Source organism: Rhizobium acaciae, from assembly GCF_025941625.1.
GTDB classification, from domain to species: domain Bacteria; phylum Pseudomonadota; class Alphaproteobacteria; order Rhizobiales; family Rhizobiaceae; genus Rhizobium; species Rhizobium acaciae.
Genome location: NZ_JAPCZO010000007.1, coordinates 237,488 through 262,208, shown reverse-complemented (window position 1 = coordinate 262,208; position 24,721 = coordinate 237,488). Strand labels below are relative to the sequence as shown.

Below are 24,721 nucleotides of genomic sequence, written 5' to 3'. Positions count from 1 at the left end.
CCCCGTGTGCATCGTATCCTCAAAGGGCGCTCCAACTCGTGGAGGACAGTACTCAAAGAGGAGAGTCAGGATGTCCATGTTCAGACTGCCAACGATCACTCTGCTGGCCTTGCTCGGTGCCGTCGGTGCCATGGGCAGCGCCTCCGCCCAGACGAAAAGTCCAGACCCGGCCCAGTCGGAGGCTAAGCCCGAGGCCGACGGATCGGAAATGATGCCCGGCATGATGGGCCGCAACATGATGTCATCAGGCATGAATGAAAGAATGCGCATGATGGGGCCAATGCGCGGTCATATGATGAAGATCATGTTCGTCATCGCCGATAGTGATGGGGACGGCGCAATTTCTTTCGAAGAGGTGACCGCAATCCACAAACGCATCTTCGACGCGGTTGACGCGAACAATGACGGCAAAGTCACACCTGAGGAAATGCAGGCTTTTATGCAGGACATGTGATCGAAGGCCCGGCATTTGCCGGCCGTTGCATCGGAATTACCGCTCACAGGAGGCTTCTCATGACCTACACGCTCGATAGAACCCTGTGGGCGACCAGTTTCGAAGATGCGGTCGGCAGGACCAAATCCGCTCTCATCAAGCACGGTTTCGGTGTTCTGACGGAGATCGATGTCAAGGCAACCATGAAAAAGAAGATCGACGCCGACATCGACGACTACCTCATCCTCGGAGCCTGCAATCCGCGCATGGCGTTCGAGGCGATGAAACTTGAACCGAAGGTGGGGGCTATGCTGCCGTGCAATGTCATCCTGCGCGCAGTCGGTGGTGGCAATGTCATGGTGAGCGCCATCGATCCGGTCGCCTCCATGCAGGCGATCGACAACGACATGCTGACCAGTCTGGCAGGCAGGGTTCGCTTGCTGCTTGCGGATGTCGTGACGGACGTTTGATACCCGATTTTACGGAGAGCCGGCTACAGAGCCCGTTTCGATTGTGGATCAGAGAACTCCCGCTGATAAGCCGAACGGCGACCGGCTGCATACGGCCGTCGCGCACCGGCACCCGCAGTACAGAAATAGGCCAACCCTCGCATCTGACACGCATGGTCAGATGGCCGTGCCAACCAGCGCACCGATTCCGGCCGTCAGCGCCATCGCGAAGGCGCCCCAGAAGGTGACGCGAGTTGTGGCTCTCGAGACGTTTGCGCCGCCCGCTTTCGCACCGATCGCGCCCAGCAGCGCAAGGAAAGCCAAAGACGCGCTTGCAACGCTATAGACCAGCACCGAGGCGGGTGACAGAACGACCATCAGCAGGGGTAGAGCGGCTCCCACCGCGAAGGTGACGGCCGACGTCAAGGCTGCCTCAATGGGCCGGGCCTCCATGTGTTCGACGATACCGAGTTCGTCGCGCGAATGCGCGTCGAGAACATTATTGGCGGTCAGTTGGACCGCGACCTGCCTGGCCAGATCGTGGGTGAGGCCGCGTTTGACGTAGATTTGCGTCAGCTCACCGAGCTCAGCTTCTGGCTGCGTCTCCAACTCCGTCCGCTCCCGCGCAAGATCAGCTTCCTCGGTATCCGCCTGCGAGCTTACCGATACATATTCGCCGGCCGCCATCGACATTGCGCCCGCGACCAGACCAGCGGCGCCCGCCACCAGGATCTGCGAGGTTCCGGCGGATGCGCTGGCGACGCCCATGATCAAACTCGCCGTTGAGACGATCCCGTCGTTTGCACCGAGTACGGCGGCCCGGAGCCAACCGATGCGGGAGACGAGGTGATTTTCCGAATGCAGTCTGCTCATGGGTGTCTCCTGAATGCGAGATTAGACGAAGAGCGCAACACCGAACGCGAGCAACGCGGCACTCGCGGTCGCACCCCGAATTTTATATCGGTCCTCGACCATCAAGGATTTGACGACGATCAAAAGCTGCCTCTCCGAACCTTCTGCTTTTCCTCGCCTTCTTCGAAGCCGAGACCGAATGAGCGGTGCGCGGCGTTGCCAAAGCCAAAAAAGCGGCCACGCCAACGCAATTGCGTTACATCAATGCCGAGTTGAGACGAATGGAGATAGATGATTGTAATCGTGGCGGTCCACGAGAGATGGAGCAGGACATGACGACGGCACAATATTTTCTCCCGCTGGCAACGTATCCCGATTCAAGTTCCGGATTGATCATTTCGAACGCTGTAGCGTTTGCTGGGCACTACGGTGCACATCTTCACGCGTGCGCGCTAACAGTCGCGATTCCGCACATCCCCAACGCATGGTCGTCTTTGCTGCTCGATACTCCGAAGATGATCGAGCATGCCGAGACTTTGAGCCGCGATCGTGCGGCAACGCTGGTTTCAGCGGCAACGAACCTCGCAGCGAGCGCCGAGGTTGAATTATCTTGTCGAACAGTCAAAACCACCTTGCCGCTATTGCACGACACGGCAGCCACGGAAGCACGTTTTTTCGATCTGGCTATTCTCGAATGTATCGCGGACGTTCCGGATACCCGTATCGTCGCCGAAGCGGTCATATTCGGATCCGGCCGGCCAGCCATCATCTTTCCTAACAAGACCCTTGTGGGCCCAATCGACCATCTGGTCATCGCCTGGGACGGAAGCCGAGCCGCCGCGCGGGCGGTCAACGATGCAAAGCCATTCATTCACAAGGCCAAGCGGGTCTCGGTCCTATCTCTGACCGGCGAAAAGCCGTTGCCGGAGCCAAGCGGAGCGCACCTTGCTGAGATCCTGGTTTCGAGCGGCATCAATGCAAGCGCAACGGTCGCTCGCTTTGCCTCTTCATCGATCGGTCAGAGCATTCAGCAAACAGCATTGGAACTCGGCGCCGATATGCTGGTCATGGGAGGGTTTGGACACTCGAGGTTGCGAGATTTCGTCCTGGGCGGAGCAACCGATGGCGTCTTGGAGAACCCGATGTTGCCCGTTCTCATGTCACATTGACGGAAACTGCCCGCATGGGTCTGTGACCTGCTTCTGCCCGTTTCCGAGTCAGGACCGTCAGCGAAGCCAAGAAAAAATAGTATCCTGCAAGTTGGCTCTTCGGACAAGGAAGCCTGGACGCGCGTGGATCGAAGCTACCTTGATTCGGATCAATGCGACGCACGCCCGACACGCCTAGCTTTGGAAATTCCCAGTAAAACAAGGTGTCGGTCGCGAACATAAGGCCGGCTGGAGAGCGATCATGCAGAAGCAGTCCTCCTCGCAAACGAGGCAACATATCGAAAAGCACAAGGCGATCCTTGGTCAACGCCGGCGCGAGCTAGAAACCCGCCTGCAAGCGATCGAGCATGATTTCGAAGAGCCTCGGAATCCTGATGATGATGATGATCGCGCTACAGAGCGAAATAACGATGAAGTCCTGGAAGAACTCGGCGAGGCTGGACAAAAGGAGCTCCTCGCCGTGCAGGCGGCGTTGGACCGGATTGAAGCTGGAACTTTTGGCACCTGTGTGAAGTGCAGCAAGCCGATCGGCGAGAGGAGGCTTGACGCCGTCCCCCACACACCTTTCTGTCAGTCTTGCGCTCAGTCGGTTTGAAGCCTGACTTGCAAGGCCACCATGCTTTGCGATCTGAACCCTTCCAAATAGCCTAACTCAACGGCCGTACGTCAACCGCTCCCGTCTCGACAAAAGCTGGTTCAATGCGGCTGGAGGCACAAAAACTCTCCACCCGCATTGACGTGCCGCGCCATGCAACGTGCACGTGGCTTACTGTGCGTGTTGCTTGCGCATGGCCTCGGCGATTTGTGCCTTGACTGCGTCTATTCCGAAGCTCGCGCCTTTCTGCATCGGCGGGAATTCAATGGCGGTCTTCGCCAGCTCTTCAACTTTTTGCTGAACCAGGACGAAACGCCAGAACTCGAACTTGTACCATTCAAAGTATTCTTGTGAACCAACGTTACCCTTGAAAAAGGCCGTACGCTCAAATGGATCAAGGCGCAGGTTTATCACGGTCGGCACGTCCAATTTCACCGTGTTGCCTATCCAGCCGTCCGGCTGTTCCATGAACGTGTATTTATAGTCATCAATCCGGGCCGCACCGAGCACGCTTTCGGCGAAATACCAGATTTCATGACGGTTCGACGGGCCAGTTCCAGTGATCATGCTGGTTTGATCATAGCCGTCGAGGTGAACCTTGTAGGTCTGGCCATCGAGTTCCTTCCCCGCTTTCAGTTCGACGGCGATATTGGTGCTGCCAGCGGCGGACGCAAGCGTCGGGAACCAGTCGAGGCCGGACATCAGCCCATTGCAAATCGAACCGGGAGGAACGTGCCCCGGCCAGCGGACGATTGCGGGGGCGCGGAAGCCGCCTTCGTATGTCGTGCCTTTTCCGCCGAAAAATGGTGTCTGACCGCCGTCCGGCCAGGTGAAGTTTTCGGTGCCATTGTCGGTCGTGAACACGACGATCGTATTCTCATCGTCGCCCATGTCCCTCAGCTTCTGCATGGTATCGCCAACAATGTCGTCAAGCTGCGCCATCCCTGCTTCATGGATGGTCCAGCCATTCTCGGAATTCCGCATCTTCTCGTATTTTTCCGATAGATGAGTAACAATGTGCATCCGTGTCGGGTTGAGCCAAAGGAAGAACGGCTTGCCATCGGCCTTGGCCCTGTCGATAAACTTGAAGGAAAGATCGCGAATCTCGTCGTCGACCGTCTTCATCCTTTCCGGATAGAGCGTGCCGGCATCTTCAATCTTCTGTTTTCCGACCTTTCCCCATCGCGGCATTTCCGTGGGGTCATCGGTTTCCGTGGCCCAGGAATGGACCATGTTGCGCGGCCCCACTACGTTCAGCAGTTCCTGCGGATAGCCAGGGTGGGCGGGGTCTTCCATCGCATCGAGATGATAAAGGTAGCCGAAAAACTCATCGAAGCCGTGAACCGTTGGCAGAAACTCGTTGAGATCTCCAAGATGGTTCTTGCCGAACTGTCCCGTGGCGTAGCCTAGGGACCTCAGCACGGTGGCAATGGTTGGCGCCGCAGCAGGAAGGCCAATGGGCGAGCCTGCCTGGCCAACCGTGGTCATGCCAGTTCGAACCGGAAGCTCGCCGGTGATGAAGTTCGCCCGCCCTGCCGTGCAACTCGCCTCGGCATAGTAGTCGGTAAAGAGCATCCCCTCTGCCGCAAGCTTGTCGAGATGTGGAGTACGACCGGCCATCATGCCGCGATTGTAAGCGCCGATATTCCAGATGCCGACGTCATCGGCCATGATGACCACTATATTGGGTTTTTTACCCGTTGCTTGAGCCATGGCTTTCCGGCTTATGGTGGTGCTCGCAGCCGTGCCAATCGCCGACATGGCGAGCAAAGATCCGCCGGTTAGCAGGATATCCCGCCTCGTTGGAGTCGCGTTTTCTGTCATGCCCATTTCTCCCTTTCTTGGTCAGGCAAAGCAAAGCTCAACACTGCAAGGGCTGCTGGATACGGTCCGATGAGGTTCTCGAATGCTCAGTTGAGATAGCCGTGCGAAAGTGCACGCCGCGTTGAGAATAACAGGGCCTGTCGGCTTGCCTGGACGCGTATATAAGGCGTAGCAAATATAAAGAGAGCAAGTATCTTACCGTAACCTACGGGCGAAACCGCCGATAGGCAGGAACCAATGCCCGGGCGAAAGCCGCCCAGAAATACCGGTAGCGTGAAAGGCGACATCCGTGCTGACGCGATATCATCTCCGCGACTTCTATGTCGCTCGATAGAATTCGGCGGGGTCGCGTATTTTACTGTAACCTACTTCAAGAACGCGGCTGTGAGGGATAGTTATCTTGATCGAAGATCGGGGACACGCACGGTTATATGAATGGCGATAAGCTGCGAGGGTGACGAACATGATACCTGACCGGCGCGCAGTGGACGACGCGGGATTTCAGGGTCTGGTCTGGGTGGCCGGCCGTACCTACACCATGGGATCGAACGAGCATTATGTGGAGGAGGCCCCCGCCCATCCGGTGACAGTCGACGGCTTCTGGATCGACGCCACCCCTGTCACCAACCGCCAGTTCGCCTCGTTCGTCAAAGCCACCGGACATGTAACCGTCGCCGAAAGGGCTCCCCGTGCCGAGGACTATCCTGGAGCGCTTCCCAAAATGCTGCGAGCCGGATCTCTGGTGTTCACCCCGCCGAAAGCCGTCGTCGGCCCAGACATTACCCAGTGGTGGTCATTCAAGTTCGGCGCGGACTGGCGACACCCTTACGGCGGTCGCACCGATATCCGCGGCAAGCTCGATCATCCTGTCGTTCATATCGCCTATAGCGACGCCAAGGCCTATGCGGCCTGGGCGGAAAAAGATCTGCCGACCGAGGCAGAGTGGGAACTGGCGGCGCGCGGCGGCCTTGACGATGCGGAATATGCCTGGGGTGACGAGTTGAACCCGGAAGGAAAGCTCATGGCCAACACCTGGCAGGGCACCTTCCCTGCGCTGAGCACTAAGCCAGCCGGTGCGGATAGAACGTCCCCCGTCGGATCCTTTCCATCAAACGGCTACGGCATCTACGACATGATCGGCAATGTCTGGGAATGGACCTCTGACTTCTGGTCGACACGCCATCCCGAGCCTGCCAGCCATTCGTGCTGCATCCCCAGCAATCCCCGCGGAGGCGACGCCGACGCCAGCTACGATCCGCGGCTGCCTGACATCAGGATCCCGCGGCGCGTGCTCAAGGGCGGATCCCACCTCTGCGCGCCGAACTATTGCAGGCGCTATCGTCCCGCCGCCAGACATGCCGAGCCTGAGGACACGTCCACAAGTCATGTCGGCTTCAGATGTGTCAAGCGCGCGTGAAGCGGCGTCATGGCCACATGACGCGTCGGCGGAATAAGCCACCGATGGTGACAAGACCTTTCATGACCTGTCCTTTGTGGTCCGCAGGTTATGGGCGTACTCCCGTCGATTGCGGTTAGCGACGGCAGCGCGAAACTGGAGTTGATGCCTGTCGGACATGCTTTGAACGGCGGATTCCGATTTCGTTCCCGTTCGCTACTGTAAACTACGTTGCTTCCGCCCTATTCTGGATCATCATGCACCACTTATAATGCGATGCGGCCTCCGAACTTGCAGAGACCGCCTTGGAGGTAGGATGGATGGATTACGACACACGGTTCGCCAAGCGGATCTTTCCTGCCAGCGCCAAAACCATCGATTCACTGGCCGCCCGTGACGACAACTTCCGCGAACTTTGTGCCGACTTCTCCATTGCAGACGAACTGAGGAGAAAATGGGAAACATCCTCCGCCGCAGAGCGAAATGAGCGCCACGCGGAATGCCTCGAACTCGTGGAGACGCTGCGCAACGAGATCGAAGCCGCTCTGGAAAATGCCAGTGTGACCGTGATCAAGCTTCTCCCTCGCCGTTGAGGACCAACTCCGGCACCAAAGACGGTCATTTCTGATCGGTCAGATAGATGGTTTTCCAGTCATCCTTCATGTCGACAATCGTCCATCCCTGAGCCTGTGCCTCGTCCAGGCCCTTGTCGAACTGGCCGATGCTGGACTTCCTGTCATAGGCAAATTGGGACCCGCAGGCGAAGCGATGGCCGGTCCGGCCCAGACCAGCATCCGTCCGCAACAATATTCGCTCCAAGAGAGGTTTGCGCGTATCTTACCGTAGTATCTGCCAGTCCGACGCAGCGGCAGCGGGACGATTACTCGTTCGGCGGTCGGTCGGAAATCAGGTCGGCAACGCGGTCTCCGATGTGACTGTTGGAGCGAACGCGGATCAACAGTGCATACTGTATGTTACTGGCGCGCTCGCGGTACTCGCCATACCCTTCCGAATAAAACGGTCCACATCACGGTGGATCGTTGCCGGGGGAACCGAGATGAAAAGCAGTATCCTGACTTTGGCTGCACTATTAGGCGGCACTGCGCTTACACTTTTTTCCATCGGCGGGACGGCTGCATCGGCTCAGGTGGTCAATGGAACACCCGGCACTCCCAGTGCGACGACCACAATCGACGGCCGGCAGATCCCGCCGCCGCCAGGGCAGTTTGGCGGCACGACAAATCTCGACGCGCTCCAGTCGACGCCGTATTGGCAGCCACAAGTTGTACCACCTAAGGGTGCACCCAACGTCTTGCTGATCTTGACCGATGATGTCGGATTTGCGGCCCCGAGCACCTTCGGCGGCGTCATTCCGACGCCAACGCTCGACCGGATTGCCAACATAGGCCTGCGCTACACGAACTTCCATACGACATCGCTGTGTTCCCCCACACGCGCCGCTCTTATCACGGGCCGTAATCATCATTCGGTGGGCTTCGGTGTGATCAGCGAGGCGTCGACCGGTTATCCGGGCTACGACAGTGTCATCACCACGGACAACGACACGATCGGTACGATCCTAAAGGCCAATGGTTATGCAACGTCGTGGTTCGGCAAGAATCACAACACACCATCTTTCCAAACCAGCCAGGCGGGTCCCTTCGATCAATGGCCCATCGGAATGGGATTTGAGTATTTCTATGGCTTTGTCAGCGGCGAGACCAACCAATGGCAACCGGACCTCTACCGCAATACCACGCGTGTCTATCCCTATCTGAACAACCCCACTTACAACCTCACGACGGACATGGCGGACGACGCCATCAACTATCTCAACCAACTCAACCAGCTCGATCCCAAGAAGCCATTCTTCCTCTACTACGCACCGGGTGGGACACATGCGCCTCATCACCCGACCCCCGAGTGGATCAAGAAGATCAGCGACTTGCATCTGTTCGACAAGGGATGGAATGCACTGCGCGACCAAATCTTCGCCAACCAGAAGAGGCTGGGTGTTGTCCCTCAGGATGCGCAACTGACACCTTGGCCGGATAAGCTTATCAAGCCGTGGGACGTCCTTTCGGCTGACGAAAAGAAGCTTTTCATCCGCCAGGCCGACGTTTACGGAGCCTACCTCGCCTATACCGACAATGAAATCGGCCGGGTCGTCAAAGCGGTCGAGGACATGGGCAAGCTCGATGACACGCTGATTATCTTTATCAGTGGCGACAACGGCGCGAGTGCGGAAGGCTCCCCGGCTGGAACGCCAAACGAGATGACGTTCTTCAACGGCGTCGACGTGCCCGTCCAGGACCAGCTCAAATTCTACGACGCCTGGGGGTCGGCGTTGACCTATCCGCATTATTCAGTCGGCTGGGCTTGGGCTTTCGATACGCCCTTCAAGTGGACCAAGCAGGTCGCTTCCTATTTTGGGGGCATTCGCAACGGTATGGCCATCGCATGGCCGGGCCACATCAAAGATCCGGGTGGGGTGCGCAACCAGTTCCACCATGTCATCGACATCGTCCCAACGATCTTGGAAGCGACGGGCATCCGCGCCCCTGAGACGGTCAATGGGATTACCCAGACGCCGATCGAAGGCGTGAGCTTAGCCGACACATTCGACAAGGCAAACGCCGGTGCGCCATCGAAACATTCGACCCAATATTTCGAGATGTTCGGCAATCGCGCGATCTATCACGATGGGTGGATCGCCTCCACATTGCCCTATCGGGAACCTTGGAACGGAACGGCTCCGATCCCGAAAGACATTGTCAACGGCGTGACCTGGGAGTTGTTCGACCTGTCCAAGGACTGGACGCAAAACAATGATCTGGCGGCCGCCAATCCCGGCAAGCTGAAGGAGTTGCAGGATTTGTTCTGGATCGAGGCCACGAAGTACCAGGTTCTGCCGTTGGACGCCTCGGCTTTGACGCGCTTCATTCTCCCGCGACCGAGCACTGTCGCCGGACGCAATGACTTCATCTATACGAAACCCATCGTCGGCGTGCCCCTTGGGACTGCACCGAGCGTCCTCAACAAGTCCTTCACGATTACGGCCGATATCGATGTGCCCGCGGGCGGCGGCAACGGCATGCTTGTGACCGCGGGCGGGCGCTTCGGGGGATGGGGCTTCTACCTGCTCAAAGGGAAGCCAATCTTTGTCTATGACCTATTGGACCTCGCCCGGCCAAGGGTGGAGGGCGCAGCGGCATTGACGCCCGGAAAGCACAATCTCGTCTTCTCCTTCAAGTCCGATGGGCCTGGCCTCGGCAAAGGTGGCAAGGGGACAATCACGATCGACGGCGTCGAGTCGGCAAACGGGACCTTCCCAAACACCATTCCCTTTGCTCTAGAAGCGAGTGAAACCTTTGATATCGGCTCCGACACGGGAACCGGTGTCGACGATAACGACTACCAGGCACCGTTCGCCTTCGACGGCAAGCTGAACAGCTTGAAGATAGAACTTCAGCCGCAACCTTGAGGCAAGAGGTCCAGCGCAGAGCGCCCCGTCGCCAAGGTGGCCCATGCCGAAAGTAGACGTTGACCTGGACCTTGGGAATCTGCGCCATGAACACAGCTCACCGACGCACGCTTCTCACCCTGTTCGCGATCGCAGAGGGCGCGACGGGGCTGGGGCTTGTCGTGGCGCCGTCGATGCTCTTCGTTCTTCTGTTCGAGGCAAGGCCGGTCGCTTCGGAGGCACCGCTGATCGCGCGGATCTGCGGTGCGGCGCTGCTCGCTCTTGCCGCAGCAAGCTGGGGTGCGCGTGACGCCGACGACAGGCGCAGGACCCTGGGGCTCCTCGTCGGAGTGACGCTCTACAATTTCCTGACCACGGCGGTCTTGGCCTATTCCGCTCTCGTTCTGGAGATGATCGGCATCCTGTTGTGGCCCGCGATCCTTTATCACGCGGCGACTTCCCTATGGTGCTTGCTCGCTATCTGGCGGGCGCGGTAGGCCGAGTCGTCGTGGCTCCTTGAGGGTCATTTATGGCTTTGGCCGCTTCGGGTCGCGGGCTGCCACGAGGCGCGATGTCCGCTTCTGCAGGTCACGCGCCGGAGTCCCCTTCCCTCGATCCGCGAAAAGTCATCGAACGGGCCCGATGCGGTGCCTTTGATGGACGAGGATCAGTTTCTGCGGTAGGTTACAAAAGAGATAGTTAATAAAATCTCCGGTAGTCACGTCCCTCAAGAGCGGGTGAGGAGCAAGTCGTGCAGGATACATTGCCATCACGGCGTGATATCGCGCCGGATTCGACGCGCCCACCCCCGACCCATGATGATGTTCGGGCTCAGCTTAATCGAATCATTACCAGCCCGCAGTTTCCGCATATCGGTCGGAGTGCTGCATTTCTCACCTATGCCGTGGAGGAGACGCTTGCGGGCCGCGCAGACCGGATCAAGGGTTACTCTATCGCCGTCGAAGTCTTCAAGCGCTCCAACGGCTTCACGCAGGATGATCCGGTTGTGCGGATCGAGGCCGGAAGGCTCAGGCGGGTGCTCGAGCGCTATTATTTTACAGCAGGTCAACACGATCCGATCCGAATAGACATTCCGAAAGGTGGTTACGTGCCGACCTTTGCCTGGACTAGTCCGAGCGAAGACAATTCCGATGCTGAAGACCAAAGTCTGCCGCCGGAGCGCGCCGATACCCTTTTTCCCGGCTTAAGACGGCATATGTGGGCAGTGGCCCTTGGGTTGGTTGTGATCGTGGGCGGCGCTGCAGCCCTGGCTGGCTTGACCTCCATTCGATTTGGCCCGATCTGGCCCTTCGCGACTGCCGACATAACGGGATCTGATGGACCGACATTGGTGATCGCTCCATTTGCTAATCTCGGCGATGGTCCTCAGGCGCAACTCTATACGACGGGCCTGACCGAGGAACTCCTCACTGCCCTTCCCCGCTTCAAGGAGATCAAGGTCTTCGGTCGCGAGACATCCAGATCGTTGCCGCCCGAGGTGGAGACATCGCGGATTCGCGGGGAATTTGGCGCACGCTTCCTGCTGGTAGGCGGTGTTCGCGTCTCCGGAAGCCGAGTCCGTGTGACGGCACGTCTGCTCGACACGCAGACCGATGAGATCCTCTGGTCGCAGACCTACGACGACGACATCGGCGTCCGCGACCTGTTCACCATCCAGTCCGACGTCGCAAACAAAGTTGCGACCGCCGTGGCGCAGCCCTATGGCATCATGGCCCAGGCTGATGTCTCCAACCCGCCGCCTGACGATCTTGGCATCTACGGCTGCACGCTGAGCTTTTATGCTTATCGTGCCGAGTTGAGCATCGAGCGGCACGGAGAGGTTCGAAACTGCCTCGAAAGTGCTGTCGCCCGCTATCCATCCTTTGCGACCGCCTGGGCGATGTTGTCCATCCTCTACCTTGACGAGGATCGTTTCAGGTTCAACCGAAAGCCCATTTCGTCCGCGCCGATAGATCGCAGCTTTCAGGCCGCCCGCCGTGCCGTTCAACTGGATCCCGGCAGCACCCGCGCCCTTCAGGCGCTGATGACGACGTTGTTTTTCAGCCAGCGGGTTCCGGAGGCACTTCAGATCGGCGAACGGGCACTGGCGACCAATCCGAACGACACCGAATTGCTAGGAGAGTTTGGTACCCGGCTGGCGATGAGCGGGGAGTGGCAGCGCGGGGCCGCGCTGCTGGATCATGCCATTGCTCTCAACCCTGCCGGCGGCGGCTACTATCGCGGAACGCGCGCACTCGCAGCCTACATGCTGCACGACGGCAAGACTGCGGTCATCGAGATCAGGCAGGCGGACCTGCAGAAGTTCCCGCTATTCCATGCTGTGGCTGCCGTCATCTACGTCGACGCCGGATTGATTGAGGACGCCCGCAGAGAGGCCGCGCGGTTCAACGAAATGAGACCCGACTTCATTCCGAACATCGTGGCCGAGCTCAAGGCGCGCAATTTCCAGCCACAGGATCGGGCACGGATGATTGCCGACCTGCGAACGGCCGGGCTTCCTGCAATGGACGAGGTGCAGGCGACCATGTCGCTGCCGATCGATGGTTCCAAGGTCCTTCAGCCGCGGTAGCGCTGCTGTCACGACAACTGGCACAGAACATACCCGATGTTACACGCGCACGCCGTCTTCTCCGTGTAGGCTATGGTCGCTGATAATCGTTCTTTCATACCCGAGACCCAGGGAGCGACCTCAGTCGTCCGAGCAAACCATTTAGAAGGGATTTGTCGATGACCAAAGCACCCCAGCGAGCGTTGAACCCTGCCGTGGCGGCGGTGTCTTCCGCGGCACTCGGCTTGATGATCACCTTGGGATCTGGATCGGCTGCAAGCGCTGCCGACGCAGACGCCAAGAAGCTCGTGAAAACAATGTCCGACTACCTGGCCGCAGAAAAGGCGATCTCCTTTTCGTATGACACCAACCTGGAGGTCGTCACCGTCGACCATCAGAAGCTTCTGCTGGCAAGTTCCGGCAAGATCGAAATGGGCCGGCCAGATAAACTCCGGGTTACCCGGTTTGGCGGATTCGCCAACGTTGAGGTCACATTCGACGGCAAGACGCTCTCGCTCCTCGGCAAGAACGCCAACCTCTATGCCCAGGTAGAAGTTCCAGGTACCGTAGATCACCTGATCGACGAATTGCGTGACAAGCTCCACAGACCCATACCGGGTGCCGATCTTCTGCTCCCGGATGCCTATGACGAGCTGATGCGCGACGTGGTCGACGTCAAGGACCTCGGCAGCGGTGTCATCGGCGGCGTCGAATGCGACCACCTTGCATTCCGCACCAAGGAAGTCGACTGGCAGATATGGATCGCTCAAGGCGAGCATCCGTATCCCTGTCGATATGTCATTACCGCAAGCCAGGTGGATCAAGGCCCACAATACAGCGTCCAGATCAGTGACTGGAAGACCGGCACCGATGTCGTTGCCAACGATTTCGGTTTCAAAAACACCACGAACGCCAAGAAAGTCGACCTGACGAAGCTTGCCGATATCGACGAGCTTCCTGATCACTTTGCCATGGGAGGCACCAAATGACCATTGTGAGAAAACTGAAACTCCTGCTGCTCGCTACGGCGATCGGCGTGTCCGGCCTCGAACTTGGAAACGGGCTTTCGATTCCGGGACTGGATGGCGTCTTCACGCCAGCAGAGGCCAGGGTCGGCCGGCCGCTGACACCCGTGAGTGTCGCTGGAGTTGCGCGCCGCTCGGTCCGGCGTTGCGCCGTCGGCGTCTATAATTGCTAGAAAACAGGCCCGGCGAACGCATTCGACAAGCGCCCAGCATGAGGGAAATCGGCCAACGCCGAGCTGCAGACCCCAATTCCGACATCGGCAGGACAAGCGCGGCAATGCCGCAGACGGACAGATGCTACTGTAACATACCTATCCGCAGGCGGGCGTTGCGCCAGAGTTTAGCGGAGATTGATGATATGTTCGATTCGTCGGCGACCACGATGGAGACCGACAAAGCAGGGGGAGTTTCATGACGGCATTACTTCTACGCGCTGCGGTCCTTTGCGCGGGTCTCGTGGCCACCTCGCCCGGCTGGGCGGCCGATCCGACGCCGCTAACACCCGATGCAAAAGTAGTCGAGAGCCCGACCGGTTGGACCTTCACCGTCGCGCCGTATTTCTGGATGGCAGGGATTTCCGGAGACATTGCGCAATTCGGATTGCCGGAGGTTCATATCGACTCCGATTTCGGCGACATCCTGCAGAACCTCGATTTCGCCTTCATGGCCGCGGGTGAAGCGCGGTACGACCGGTTCAGCATCTTCGGCGACATCATCTACACCAAGCTTGGCGCAGACGCGAATACGCCGCTTGGCATTCTCGCCGACAGCGTCGACGTCACCTCAAAGACTTTCGCCGGACTTCTCGGGGTCGGCTACTCTGTGCTGGAGGACCAGTCGGGACACCTCGATGTCGTCGGCGGCATCCGGGTGTGGTCGGTCGACACCAACATCTCCTTCAATGGCGGGATCCTCGGTGGCGTCGAGCAAGAGGACAGCGCGACCTGGGTCGACGGTCTGGTGGGCGTCCGAGGCAACTATTTCTTCACGCCGGAGATCTATCTGACAGGATGGGGGCTCGTCGGCGCCGGCGGCGCGGATCTCGACTGGGATGTGGCGCTCGCGCTCGGCTACAGGTTCACCGACACGATCTCGGCTGTGGCGGGATACCGCGCACTCGGCGTTGATTACGACAATGACGGCTTTGTCTTCGACGTCGTCCAGCAGGGTCCCATCCTCGGCGTCGTCATCCACTTCTGAGAACGACGTCTGGGACAGCAGATAGAGTTTGGTACGGTGGAGACGTCAATGAAGCTCATGACTTGTCGGCTGATGCCGCTTGCCGCGGCGCTGGTTCTGTCCTCAGGTGCAGCAAACGCCCAGTCGAGCGAAGAACTCGCGAAGAAGCTGTCGAATCCGATCGCTTCGCTGATCAGCGTCCCGTTCCAGTTCAACTATGACCACGGCTACGGTCCCGAAGATGGTGACAAGGCAACGCTGAACATCCAACCTGTCATTCCATTTTCTCTGAACGAGGACTGGAACCTCATATCGAGGACCATCCTCCCGGTCACATGGCAGAACGACATCGCCGGGCCATCCGGAACGCAGTTCGGTCTCGGCGACACGTTGCAGAGTTTCTTTCTCTCCCCAGCTAAACCAACGGAGACCGGTATCGTCTGGGGTGCCGGACCGGTGTTCCTCCTTCCCACCGCGACCGACGAGCTCCTTGGTGGCGGCAAGTGGGGCGCTGGGCCGACAGCAGTCGTTCTCAAACAGGACGGCCCCTGGACTTACGGCTTTCTCGGGAACCACATCTGGTCGTTCGCTGGTCAAAGCGACCGGGAGGATGTGAGTTCGACGTTCCTCCAGCCGTTCATCTCCTACACGACCAAGGACGCCTGGACATTCTCGCTGAATACGGAGTCCACCTATAACTGGGAAACGAACGATTGGTCGGTGCCGATCAACTTCGCAGTTGCCAAGCTGATCACCATCGACAAGCGGCCGATCAGCCTGACGGCAGGCATCCGCTATTGGGCAGACGCTCCGGAGAACGGCCCGGAAGGACTTGGCTTCCGGCTCGCACTGACGTTCCTTTTTCCAAAGTGAATTCACAGGTCGACGATGCACTCCGCCGAACGGAAATGCATGGAACGCTGACGGTTGAGGATCACAGAGCGATCTTCCCCGTGCTCACCGCAGCCCGTGCAAGCCCGGGCTCGCTCAGGCGGTGCGGGAACTCCGGTAGACCGAGACGCCAAGTTCCCTGATCTTCTTGCGCAAGGTGTTGCGGTTGAGACCGAGAAGATCGGCCGCCTTGATCTGGTTGCCGCGCGTTGCCGTCAGTGCGGCGAGGATCAGCGGATATTCCATTTCGGTCAGCACGCGATCATAGAGGCCGGGCGGCGGCAAATTGTCCCCGAAGCCTGCGAAATAGCTGCGCATGTTCTCCTCGACGGCCTGGGCGATCGTCATCGAACCGCTGCGCATCGGCCCCTTGTCGATCGGGCTGTCGGGCACGTCGGAACGCAGTTCCGCGTCGATGATCTCGCGGGTGATCACGTCCTGCGGGTAAAGCGCCATCAGGCGGCGGATGAGGTTTTCCAGTTCGCGGACGTTGCCCGGCCAGGCATAGGCCTTCATCAGTTCAAGGGCTTCCTGATCGAAACGCTTGGAGCCAAGACCTTCCTTTTCCGCCTGCTGGATGAAATGGCGCACCAGGTCGGGAATGTCCTCGGCGCGGTCGCGCAGCGGCGGCAGGCGCAGCGGCACGACATTGAGGCGGTAATAGAGATCCTCGCGGAAGAGGCCCTGGTTGATTGCCTGCTTCAGGTCCTTGTTGGTGGCGGCAACGATGCGCACATCGGTGCGGATCGGCGTGCGGCCGCCGACGGTGGTGTATTCGCCCTGCTGCAGGACGCGTAAGAGCCGCGTCTGGGCGTCCATCGGCATGTCGCCGATCTCGTCGAGGAAGAGAGTGCCGCCTTCGGCCTGCTCGAAGCGGCCGGTCGAGCGGGTCTGCGCGCCGGTGAAGGCGCCCTTCTCATGACCGAAGAGTTCGGATTCGATCAGGTCGCGCGGGATCGCCGCCATGTTGATTGCGACGAACGGGCCGTTGCGGCGCTTGCCGTAGTCGTGCAGCGCTCGGGCGACGAGTTCCTTGCCGGTGCCGGATTCGCCGGTGATCATCAGCGTCAGGTCGGTCTGCATCAGGCGGGCGAGCACGCGGTAGATTTCCTGCATCGCCGCCGAGCGGCCGACGAGCGGCATGCCGTCCTGCATATCGTCTTCGAGCTTGGCGGGCTTGCGCTTCGGCTCGGCCAGCGCACGGCCGATGATGCCGATCAGTTCGGTGAGGTCGAAGGGCTTCGGCAGATAATCGTAAGCGCCCTTTTCCGAGGCCTTGATGGCAGTCATGAAGGTATTCTGGGCGCTCATGACGAGGACCGGCAGGTCGGGCCGCGCCTTCTTGATGCGCGGCAGCAGATCGAAGGCGTTCTCGTCGGGCATCACCACATCGGTGACGACCAGATCGCCCTCGCCTGCCGAAATCCAGCGCCAGAGGGTAGCGGCGTTGGAGGTGATGCGGACGTCATAACCGGCGCGGCTCAAAGCCTGGTTGAGCACGGTCCGGATGGCCGCATCATCATCTGCAACGAGGATCGTGGCTGTCATCGAGAAGGTCCTGTCGAGCTTGCTATAGAGGCGTCTTCAAGCGAGGCGTCCTTCGACGCCGGCATGAGAACGCGGAATGTCGTGCGGCTGTTCTGGCTGTCGCATTCGATGATGCCGCCGTGATCGCCGATGATCTTGGCGACCAGCGCCAGGCCGAGGCCGCTGCCGTTCGGCTTGGTGGTGATGAAGGGATCGAAGAGATGCGGCAACAGATCGAGGGGAACGCCGGGGCCGTTGTCGTGAACGCAGAATTCCAGCGGCAGCGAAATCTTTTCGCGCGTGCCGGCGACCGAAAGACGGATGCCGGGGCGATAGGCCGTCGTCAGCATGATTTCGCCGTCCGGCCGATCGCCGACCGCTTCGGCGGCGTTCTTCACCAGATTGAGGAAGACCTGGACGAGCTGATCGCGATTGGCATAGACGGCCGGCAGCGACGGGTCGTAACTCTCGGTGACCCGGATGTTGCGGGCAAAACCCGCCTTGGCGACCGCCTTCACATGATCGAGCACGGAATGGATATTGACCGGCATGCGGTCGACAGGGCGTTCGTCGGAAAAGACTTCCATGCGATCGACCAGCGAGACAATGCGATCGGTCTCGTCGCAGATCAGCCGGGTCAGCGCCCGATCGTCGTCGACCGCAGACTGTTCAAGCAGCTGAGCGGCGCCGCGGATGCCGGAGAGCGGGTTCTTGATCTCATGCGCCAGCATCGAGGCAAGGCCGGTCACCGAGCGGGCGGCGGCGCGATGGGTCAGCTGCCGGTCGATCTTGTCGGCCATGGAGCGTTCCTGAAAGACGATGACGACGGCGCCGGGCTCGCTGAGCACAGGGGCGACATAGAGATCGACCAGCTTGTCCTGGCCGAGGCGGGGTGAACTCAGGTCGACGCGATATTCGTTGACCGGCGCCTTGCGCTCGCGCACCTGGTCGATCAGGGCAAGCAGCGGGCTGCCGAAAGGAATGAAGGTCGAGATGCGGTAACGCGCCAGATGCGAGGCGCTGGCGCCGAAGAAGGCCTCGGCCTCCCAATTGGCGAAAACGACGAAGCCGGATTCGTCGACCATGACGACGGGGTTCTGGATGGCGTTCAGCACGGCCATGGCGACGGTCCCGCCGGCGTGATCGGACGGAGATGTCATATCCTTCGTCATGCCGCCTCCCGGCTGTCGACAACACTGGCCGCCAATGCATCGTAAAGACGCGCGGCCACTTCGCGCGGATCGCGCGAGGTCATGATCGCAGCCTTTTCAGCGCCTGACAGATCAGGCGCGAAACGCTGGAGATACCAGCCAAGGTGCTTGCGGGCGTGGCGGATCGCCACCGCTTCGCCGTAAAAATCCAGCATCATCCGGTAATGCTCGACGGCGATATCGGCGATCTCCGGGGATTGCGGTGCCGGCGCCCCTGCTATGACGCCGGCATGCCACGGCCTGCCCTGGCAGCCCCTGCCGATCATGACGGCATCGGCGCCGGAGCGGCGCAATATTTCCTGCGCATCGCCCGCGGTTTCGACATCGCCATTGGCAATCAGCGGGATTGAGATCACCTCGCGGACGGCGCGGATCGCATCCCAATCGGCGCGGCCTTCATAGAATTGCATGCGGGTGCGCCCATGAATGGTCACAAGCTGGATGCCGGCGGCCTCGGCGCGGCGGGCGATATCAGGCGCGTTGATCGAATTCTCATCCCAGCCAAGGCGCATCTTCAGCGTCACCGGAATGTCGACGGCCTTGACCGTCGCCTCGATGAGCCCGAGCGCGTGATCGGGATCACGCATCAGCGCGGAGCCGGAATAACCGCCGATCACTTTCTTTGCCGGGCAACCCATGTTGATGTCGATGATATCGGCGCCGTGATCGGCGGCGATCTTGGCAGCCTCCGCCATCCAGTGCGCCTCGCGCCCGGCAAGCTGCACCATATGCGGCCGGAAGCCCGCAGCGCTGAGCCGCGACCAGGATTCGGCCGTGTCGTTGACCAGTTCGCGGCTCGCCACCATCTCGGTGACGACGAGGCCGGCGCCGAAGCGCCAGGCAAGCTCGCGGAAGGGCATATCCGTGACGCCGGACATCGGCGCCAGTACAACGCGGTTCCGCACGGACACGGGTCCGATTTGGAAAGGCGTTGCGAGTTCCTTGGAAATCAAATGATTATCTTTCGGGCACACAATAGAACTGCATTATTTTTAGCCACTATTCCCTGGCTTGCCAAGGGGGCTGGGACCGGAATTGATATTTTTCGGGCAGATGCTGGAAAAGGCCAAAGCAAGACGTTAGAGCACTCGGGTCAATTCCGCATAATTTAGGGGATTTATGCTGCAAATGCCTTCTAAGCAACCGATATCGGCTGGAATTGTCATCGTTGCCGCCGGCCGCGGCGAGCGCGCGGGATCATCCAAGGAAGGCCCCAAGCAATATCGCATGATCGGCGGCAAGCCGGTTATCGTGCATACGCTTGAAAACTTCATGACATGGGAAGCGGCAACTGAGATCGTCGTCGTCATCCATCCCGATGACGAGGCGCTGTTTGCGAGAGCCTTCCGCCACATCATCTCGGCAACGCCGATCGAAACGGTGCATGGGGGAGCGACCAGGCAGCAATCCGTGCTTGCGGGCCTCAGATACCTCAAGGACAAGCAAATCAGCCATGTGCTGATCCATGATGCCGTGCGGCCGTTCTTCGACCATGATCTCCTGGACCGCATTGCGGAGAGCCTTGACGCCGGCGCACAGGCGGTCCTGCCGGCGATCCCGGTCACAGATACGCTGAAACGCGCCGACGGCGCCGGCACAGTGCTGACAACGGTTTCACGGGAGCATCTTTACGCTGCGCAGACGCCGCAATCCTTCGCCTTCGAAACGATCCTCGAGGCGCATGAGAAGGCGGCCGCAAGCGGACGGAGCGATTTCACCGACGACGCCTCGATTGCCGAATGGCTGGGCATTCCGGTGACGATCGTCGAGGGCACGGCCGACAACGTCAAGCTGACGGTCAAGGACGATATCGCCATGGCCGACGACAAGCTCTCGGCTTCGCTGCTTCCAGACGTGCGCACGGGCAACGGCTACGACGTGCACCAGCTCGTCGCCGGCGATGGCGTGACGCTCTGCGGCGTGTTCATTCCGCATGACCAGAAGCTGAAAGGTCACTCCGATGCCGACGTTGCGCTGCATGCGCTGACGGACGCGCTGCTAGCCACCTGCGGCGCCGGCGATATCGGCGATCATTTCCCACCATCCGACCCGCAATGGAAGGGAGCGGCATCGCAGATCTTCATCGAGCATGCCGCCCGGATCGTGCGCGAGCGCGGCGGCACGATCATGAATGCCGACGTCTCGCTGATCGCCGAGGCGCCGAAGGTCGGGCCGCATCGCGACGCCATGCGGGCAAAACTGTCGGATTATCTCGGCATCGATATCGAGCGTTGCTCGGTCAAGGCGACGACCAACGAGACGATTGGCTTCGTCGGCCGGCGCGAAGGCATCGCGGCGATTGCCACGGCGACCGTCGTCTATCGCGGGAGGAAATGATGAGCCTTTTTCCCGACGATATCATTTCGATGGCGGAGGCGATCATCCGTGACTTCACGGTTGCCGGCCTCATGGTGTCGACCGCCGAATCCTGCACCGGCGGGCTGATCGCCGGGGCGCTGACGGAGATTTCGGGTTCGTCCGCCGTCGTCGACCGCAGCTTCGTCACCTATACGAATAGCGCAAAGATCGAGATGCTCGGCGTGCAGGCGGAAACGCTGCTGCGCTTCGGGGCGGTCTCCGAGGAAACGGCGCGACAGATGGTGCAGGGCGCCCTCTTCCGCTCACGCGCCGAGATCGCCGTTGCCGTCACAGGCATTGCCGGCCCCGGCGGCGGATCGGCGGAAAAACCGGTCGGCCTCGTGCATCTCGCCGCCAAATCGCGCGCCGGCACGCTCATCCATCGGAAAATGCTCTATGGCGATATCGGCCGCAGCGAGGTCCGGCTGGCGACGATCAGGACGGCGCTGGAGATGGTGCGCTCGCTCCTTGCCGCCTGACGCGGGTTCGCCCATCAAACCGGCGTGTAGATCCTGTTTGCGCGCGTCTCGAAGGCTTCGGTGAACATGCGGAAGGCGCGATCGAACATCGAGCCCATCAGCGCGCCCAGGATGCGGCTCTTGAACTCGTAATCGATGAAGAAATCGACGGTGCAGCCGCCAGATGGCGTCTCGGCAAAGTGCCAGCGATTGTCGAGATATTTGAACGGGCCATCGATATATTTGACCTCGATGACGTGTTCGGCCCGGTTCAGCAGCACCTGTGTCGTGAAAGTCTCGCGGATCGCCTTGTAGCCGACCGTCATGTCGGCGACGAGCAGGATCTTGCCGTCGCGCTCCTTGCGGCTCCTGATGGCGAGCGCTTCGCAGAGCGGCAGGAATTCCGGATAGCGCTCGACATCGGCGACGAGGTCGAACATCTGCTCGGGCGTGTGCGGGACGGGACGGTGCGTTTCGAATTGCGGCATAAGCGGCAATTAATCGGGCCGGCCGAGAAGATCAAGAAGCTCGCGCATCTGGCGGCGGGATTTTTAGAGCCTTTCCTGGTCAGATTGCAGCATTCTGCCGGAGCAGGTTTTCGTCAGGGCGGAGGCGATTGGCGAAGGGCATACCCCTTGGTACGTCCGAGCCGATCGCCTCTGCCCTGGCGCAAAGATGCCCGGCCCTTCGGGTTGGCTGAAACGGGCCGGCTGATCGACCGGCCGGCTTGGCCGTAGAGCCGGGCTACGACGCGCGCCGGCCGGTCGACCATCCGACTCCGTTTGAGCCAACAGAATGCTGCAATCTTACCAGGAAAGGCTCTAGCTGAAGAACCGGCACATCGGGACCATGTGCGGCGATGCCCGCGACGAGGCGCGGAGCGAATTTCTCCTCGAAGGTCCAGATGAAGTGGAGGAATTCCAAATCGATCTTCTCGATACAGCCCGGCGCCATTTCGGGGCGAGTGCGGCCGATCCATTTCGCCCACCGGCTGATTGCGCCCCAGATGCAGACAAGCTGCGGCATGCGGATCCAAACAACGAAATCGGTGCGCGGCAGCCGGATGTCCAAGGAAGACGGATTCGTGCCATCCATGATCCAACGTTCTTCGAGGATCCGGCTGGCGATGATCTTTCTCTGCTCGACCCTGTCGCGCGTGACCCAGCCTGGAAGCCAATAGACGTCGCGGTCGAGCGAAATGTAGGAAAGCCCGAAGCGCCTGGCGATCTTCAGCGACAGCGTCGATTTACCGCCGCCCGAACAGCCGATGACGAGGATTCGGCGGGCAGTACGGATATGCTCTGCAGCCTGTTTAGGATCGGTGATCTGCTGACCCGGCGGCAGTTCTACTTTTTGATCCATCATGCAACTCCCTCGACCCAGACGCGTGCTTCGCCGGCGCGACTCAAGCGCTAAGAGCGGCGAACCGGTTAGCTGCTTTGCGCGATCTTATGATGACGGTGGAATTTGCAAGCCCGTGATCGCGAAGCGCCGCTTCGATCAGAGGTGCGGCATCGCGCTCGAAATTCCAGATATAGGCAAGCGCGTCCAGCGAGAGGCGTTCCGGGCAGCCGGCAGGCAGTTCGGGACGGTTGCGCCCAAGATAACGGAATGTTCGCGAGACCGCGCCGTACAGGCATGCATATCTGGGCAGCCGAAGCCAAATGACCGCGTCTGCGCGCGGCAGGCGAAGATGGAAGGAGTTGAGGCCGGTTCCATCCATGATCCAGCGTTGTTCCGCCACCGCCTTGGCGATCAGTCGGTCGATCTCGTCGCGCGGTCTCTTTCTCCAGCCCGGTAGCCAGTAGAAATCGCGGTCCATGGAAATGTAGTCAAGGTCGAGCGCTTGCGAGAGCCGCTTTGCCAGCGTGCTCTTGCCGCTGCCGGGGCAGCCGATCACCAGAATACGGCTGGCTTCGATCAGCGGCGATTTCAATCCGGAGGTGATGTTCATCGTCGACTGCCCAAAGAAAAACCGCGGCGAAAATCGCCGCGGTCCAATCAAAAAGCAAGTGCTGGTCTTATTCGGCTGCGATCAACAGCTTCTTCTCGCGTGCCGCCCGCAGCCGGGCGAAGTCGTCGCCGGCATGGTGGGAGGAGCGGGTCAGCGGGCTGGAGGCGACCATCAGGAAGCCCTTGCTGTAGGCGACGGTCTCGTAGGACTTGAACTCGTCTGGGGTGACGAAGCTTTCGACCTTATGGTGCTTGCGGGTCGGCTGCAGATACTGGCCGATCGTCAGGAAGTCGACATCGGCGGTGCGAAGATCGTCCATCAGCTGCAGGACTTCGTTTCGCTCTTCGCCAAGGCCGACCATGATGCCCGATTTGGTGAACATGGTGGGATCGAGTTCCTTCACCCGCTGCAGCAGGCGGACGGAATGGAAGTAGCGAGCGCCGGGGCGAACCGTCAGATAGTTGCCGGGCACCGTTTCCATATTGTGGTTGAAAACGTCGGGCTTGGCGGCGACGACGCGCTCCAGCGCCCCCGGCTTCTTCAGGAAGTCGGGGGTCAGGATCTCGATCGTCGTCATCGGCGAGGCAGCACGGATTGCCCAGATCACCTTTTCGAAGTGTTCGGCACCGCCGTCCTCCAGGTCGTCACGGTCAACCGAGGTGATGACGACGTGGCTGAGGCCCATCTCCTTGACCGCCTTGGCGACATTCTCCGGTTCGGCCATGTCGAGCGCATTCGGCTTGCCGGTGGCGACATTGCAGAAAGCGCAGGCGCGGGTACAGATCTCGCCCATGATCATGAAGGTCGCGTGCTTCTTGTCCCAGCACTCGCCGATATTCGGGCAGCCGGCCTCCTCGCAGACGGTAACGAGCTTATGCTCCTTCACGATCGCGCGCGTCTCGGCATAACCCTTGGAGGTCGGCGCCTTGACGCGAATCCAATCCGGCTTGCGCATGACTTCCGTGTCCGGCCGATGCGCCTTCTCCGGATGCCGCACGCGCTTGGCGTCGGGATTGATCGTATCGAGGATCGTCACCATTGCAGTTTCAGCTTTCTACCGCCCCTATGCGGCAAATCAATCGGATCTAGCGCCGCACCAGCCGCACAAGGAATATCAACAAGCAGGCGCCGAGGAAACCCGTCACGAAATAGCCGAGCCGCCCGCCGACCACCTCGAGATGAAACTGCGCGAGGATGGCGCTTGCGACGACCGAGCCGACGATGCCGAGCACGATGTTCAGGAAAATCCCATATCGCGCCTCCATCAGCTTGCCGGCGAGCCAGCCTGCAAGTCCGCCGATGATGATTGCCGAAATCCAGCCGACGCTTTCCATGCCTGCCCCTACCCTCAAGTTGGCCCTCAGTTAC

The 24,721-nt window shown here is 60.0% G+C and carries 26 protein-coding genes; 15 read left to right on the top strand and 11 right to left on the bottom strand.

The window, feature by feature from the left end:
- Positions 1–70: 70 nt before the first annotated feature.
- Entirely contained in the window at positions 71–454 is a 384-nt protein-coding gene (locus tag OLZ32_RS13955; RefSeq protein ID WP_406648201.1) for an EF-hand domain-containing protein, read from the top strand.
- Positions 451–903, top strand: a complete 453-nt coding sequence (locus OLZ32_RS13950; protein WP_017988247.1) for a DUF302 domain-containing protein — start codon at positions 451–453, stop codon at positions 901–903. Before OLZ32_RS13955 ends, OLZ32_RS13950 begins: the two co-directional genes overlap by 4 nt.
- A 156-nt stretch (positions 904–1,059) precedes the next feature.
- On the opposite strand, the gene OLZ32_RS13945 is transcribed toward OLZ32_RS13950, so the two are convergent.
- The gene (locus tag OLZ32_RS13945) at positions 1,060–1,755 is read right to left on the bottom strand and encodes a VIT1/CCC1 transporter family protein (RefSeq protein ID WP_264395619.1); all 696 of its coding nucleotides are present in this window, start codon (positions 1,753–1,755) and stop codon (positions 1,060–1,062) included.
- Between the two features lie 260 nt (positions 1,756–2,015).
- On the opposite strand from OLZ32_RS13945, the gene OLZ32_RS13940 reads away from it, so the two are divergent.
- Both OLZ32_RS13940 and OLZ32_RS13935 read left to right on the top strand, forming a co-directional pair.
- Complete coding sequence (locus OLZ32_RS13940; RefSeq protein WP_017988245.1) at positions 2,016–2,903, top strand: universal stress protein; 888 nt, start codon at positions 2,016–2,018, stop codon at positions 2,901–2,903.
- Positions 2,904–3,144: 241 nt separating this feature from the next.
- A complete protein-coding gene (locus OLZ32_RS13935) occupies positions 3,145–3,498 on the top strand; it encodes a TraR/DksA family transcriptional regulator (RefSeq protein ID WP_264421363.1) in 354 nt (117 codons plus the stop codon).
- A gap of 171 nt (positions 3,499–3,669) precedes the next feature.
- Here the strand turns inward: OLZ32_RS13935 and OLZ32_RS13930 are convergent, their stop codons facing one another.
- Entirely contained in the window at positions 3,670–5,328 is a 1,659-nt protein-coding gene (locus OLZ32_RS13930; protein ID WP_264395621.1) for an arylsulfatase, read from the bottom strand.
- Positions 5,329–5,785: 457 nt separating this feature from the next.
- On the opposite strand from OLZ32_RS13930, the gene OLZ32_RS13925 reads away from it, so the two are divergent.
- Together OLZ32_RS13925 and OLZ32_RS13920 are read left to right on the top strand one after the other, a co-directional pair.
- Positions 5,786–6,739 carry a formylglycine-generating enzyme family protein gene (locus OLZ32_RS13925; RefSeq protein ID WP_264421361.1) on the top strand — a complete coding sequence of 318 codons (954 nt, stop codon included), beginning with the start codon at positions 5,786–5,788 and terminating at the stop codon, positions 6,737–6,739.
- A gap of 299 nt (positions 6,740–7,038) precedes the next feature.
- Positions 7,039–7,311: a hypothetical protein gene (locus OLZ32_RS13920; protein ID WP_003539358.1), complete on the top strand. Its 273-nt coding sequence runs from the start codon at positions 7,039–7,041 to the stop codon at positions 7,309–7,311.
- A 25-nt stretch (positions 7,312–7,336) separates the two neighbouring features.
- Here the strand turns inward: OLZ32_RS13920 and OLZ32_RS13915 are convergent, their stop codons facing one another.
- Positions 7,337–7,522: a hypothetical protein gene (locus tag OLZ32_RS13915; protein WP_157626661.1), complete on the bottom strand. Its 186-nt coding sequence runs from the start codon at positions 7,520–7,522 to the stop codon at positions 7,337–7,339.
- 253 nt (positions 7,523–7,775) lie between these two features.
- On the opposite strand from OLZ32_RS13915, the gene OLZ32_RS13910 reads away from it, so the two are divergent.
- The 7 genes from OLZ32_RS13910 (at position 7,776) to OLZ32_RS13880 (ending at position 15,827) form a co-directional block, all read left to right on the top strand.
- A complete protein-coding gene (locus tag OLZ32_RS13910; protein WP_264421357.1) occupies positions 7,776–10,202 on the top strand; it encodes an arylsulfatase in 2,427 nt (808 codons plus the stop codon).
- 86 nt (positions 10,203–10,288) lie between these two features.
- Positions 10,289–10,678, top strand: coding sequence for a hypothetical protein (locus OLZ32_RS13905; protein WP_264421356.1), 390 nt, complete (start codon positions 10,289–10,291; stop codon positions 10,676–10,678).
- A gap of 254 nt (positions 10,679–10,932) precedes the next feature.
- Entirely contained in the window at positions 10,933–12,771 is a 1,839-nt protein-coding gene (locus OLZ32_RS13900; protein ID WP_264421354.1) for an adenylate cyclase, read from the top strand.
- Positions 12,772–12,929: 158 nt separating this feature from the next.
- Entirely contained in the window at positions 12,930–13,739 is an 810-nt protein-coding gene (locus OLZ32_RS13895) for a DUF2092 domain-containing protein (RefSeq protein WP_003539354.1), read from the top strand.
- Complete coding sequence (locus OLZ32_RS13890) at positions 13,736–13,948, top strand: hypothetical protein (protein ID WP_003539351.1); 213 nt, start codon at positions 13,736–13,738, stop codon at positions 13,946–13,948. The genes OLZ32_RS13895 and OLZ32_RS13890 overlap by 4 nt, the downstream gene beginning before the upstream one ends.
- A 238-nt stretch (positions 13,949–14,186) precedes the next feature.
- Positions 14,187–14,975 carry a hypothetical protein gene (locus OLZ32_RS13885; RefSeq protein WP_003539349.1) on the top strand — a complete coding sequence of 263 codons (789 nt, stop codon included), beginning with the start codon at positions 14,187–14,189 and terminating at the stop codon, positions 14,973–14,975.
- Positions 14,976–15,032: 57 nt separating this feature from the next.
- Positions 15,033–15,827: a hypothetical protein gene (locus OLZ32_RS13880; RefSeq protein WP_085996084.1), complete on the top strand. Its 795-nt coding sequence runs from the start codon at positions 15,033–15,035 to the stop codon at positions 15,825–15,827.
- 114 nt (positions 15,828–15,941) lie between these two features.
- Here the strand turns inward: OLZ32_RS13880 and ntrC are convergent, their stop codons facing one another.
- Genes ntrC through dusB form a run of 3 tightly spaced genes read right to left on the bottom strand, consistent with a single transcriptional unit; the run spans position 15,942 to position 19,557 of the window.
- The gene (gene ntrC / locus OLZ32_RS13875; protein WP_003539347.1) at positions 15,942–17,393 is read right to left on the bottom strand and encodes a nitrogen regulation protein NR(I); all 1,452 of its coding nucleotides are present in this window, start codon (positions 17,391–17,393) and stop codon (positions 15,942–15,944) included.
- On the bottom strand, positions 17,390–18,544 hold the full coding sequence (locus OLZ32_RS13870; protein ID WP_003539346.1) for a two-component system sensor histidine kinase NtrB: 1,155 nt from the start codon (positions 18,542–18,544) through the stop codon (positions 17,390–17,392). Before OLZ32_RS13870 ends, ntrC begins: the two co-directional genes overlap by 4 nt.
- Positions 18,541–19,557, bottom strand: coding sequence for a tRNA dihydrouridine synthase DusB (gene dusB / locus OLZ32_RS13865; RefSeq protein ID WP_017988237.1), 1,017 nt, complete (start codon positions 19,555–19,557; stop codon positions 18,541–18,543). Before dusB ends, OLZ32_RS13870 begins: the two co-directional genes overlap by 4 nt.
- Positions 19,558–19,702: 145 nt before the next feature.
- Between dusB and OLZ32_RS13860 the strand changes: the two genes are divergently transcribed.
- Both OLZ32_RS13860 and OLZ32_RS13855 read left to right on the top strand, forming a co-directional pair.
- Entirely contained in the window at positions 19,703–20,920 is a 1,218-nt protein-coding gene (locus tag OLZ32_RS13860; RefSeq protein WP_003539344.1) for a bifunctional 2-C-methyl-D-erythritol 4-phosphate cytidylyltransferase/2-C-methyl-D-erythritol 2,4-cyclodiphosphate synthase, read from the top strand.
- Positions 20,917–21,420, top strand: coding sequence for a CinA family protein (locus tag OLZ32_RS13855; protein ID WP_264421350.1), 504 nt, complete (start codon positions 20,917–20,919; stop codon positions 21,418–21,420). Before OLZ32_RS13860 ends, OLZ32_RS13855 begins: the two co-directional genes overlap by 4 nt.
- A gap of 14 nt (positions 21,421–21,434) precedes the next feature.
- Here the strand turns inward: OLZ32_RS13855 and OLZ32_RS13850 are convergent, their stop codons facing one another.
- The 5 genes from OLZ32_RS13850 to OLZ32_RS13830 form a co-directional block, all read right to left on the bottom strand.
- Complete coding sequence (locus OLZ32_RS13850) at positions 21,435–21,887, bottom strand: type II toxin-antitoxin system RatA family toxin (RefSeq protein WP_003539340.1); 453 nt, start codon at positions 21,885–21,887, stop codon at positions 21,435–21,437.
- 256 nt (positions 21,888–22,143) lie between these two features.
- Positions 22,144–22,764: a P-loop NTPase family protein gene (locus OLZ32_RS13845; protein WP_264421348.1), complete on the bottom strand. Its 621-nt coding sequence runs from the start codon at positions 22,762–22,764 to the stop codon at positions 22,144–22,146.
- A gap of 40 nt (positions 22,765–22,804) precedes the next feature.
- Entirely contained in the window at positions 22,805–23,353 is a 549-nt protein-coding gene (locus OLZ32_RS13840; protein WP_264421346.1) for an AAA family ATPase, read from the bottom strand.
- A 67-nt stretch (positions 23,354–23,420) separates the two neighbouring features.
- A complete protein-coding gene (gene lipA / locus OLZ32_RS13835) occupies positions 23,421–24,392 on the bottom strand; it encodes a lipoyl synthase (protein ID WP_012757334.1) in 972 nt (323 codons plus the stop codon).
- Positions 24,393–24,438: 46 nt separating this feature from the next.
- A complete protein-coding gene (locus OLZ32_RS13830) occupies positions 24,439–24,687 on the bottom strand; it encodes a GlsB/YeaQ/YmgE family stress response membrane protein (RefSeq protein WP_151517949.1) in 249 nt (82 codons plus the stop codon).
- Between the last annotated feature and the right edge of the window lie 34 nt (positions 24,688–24,721).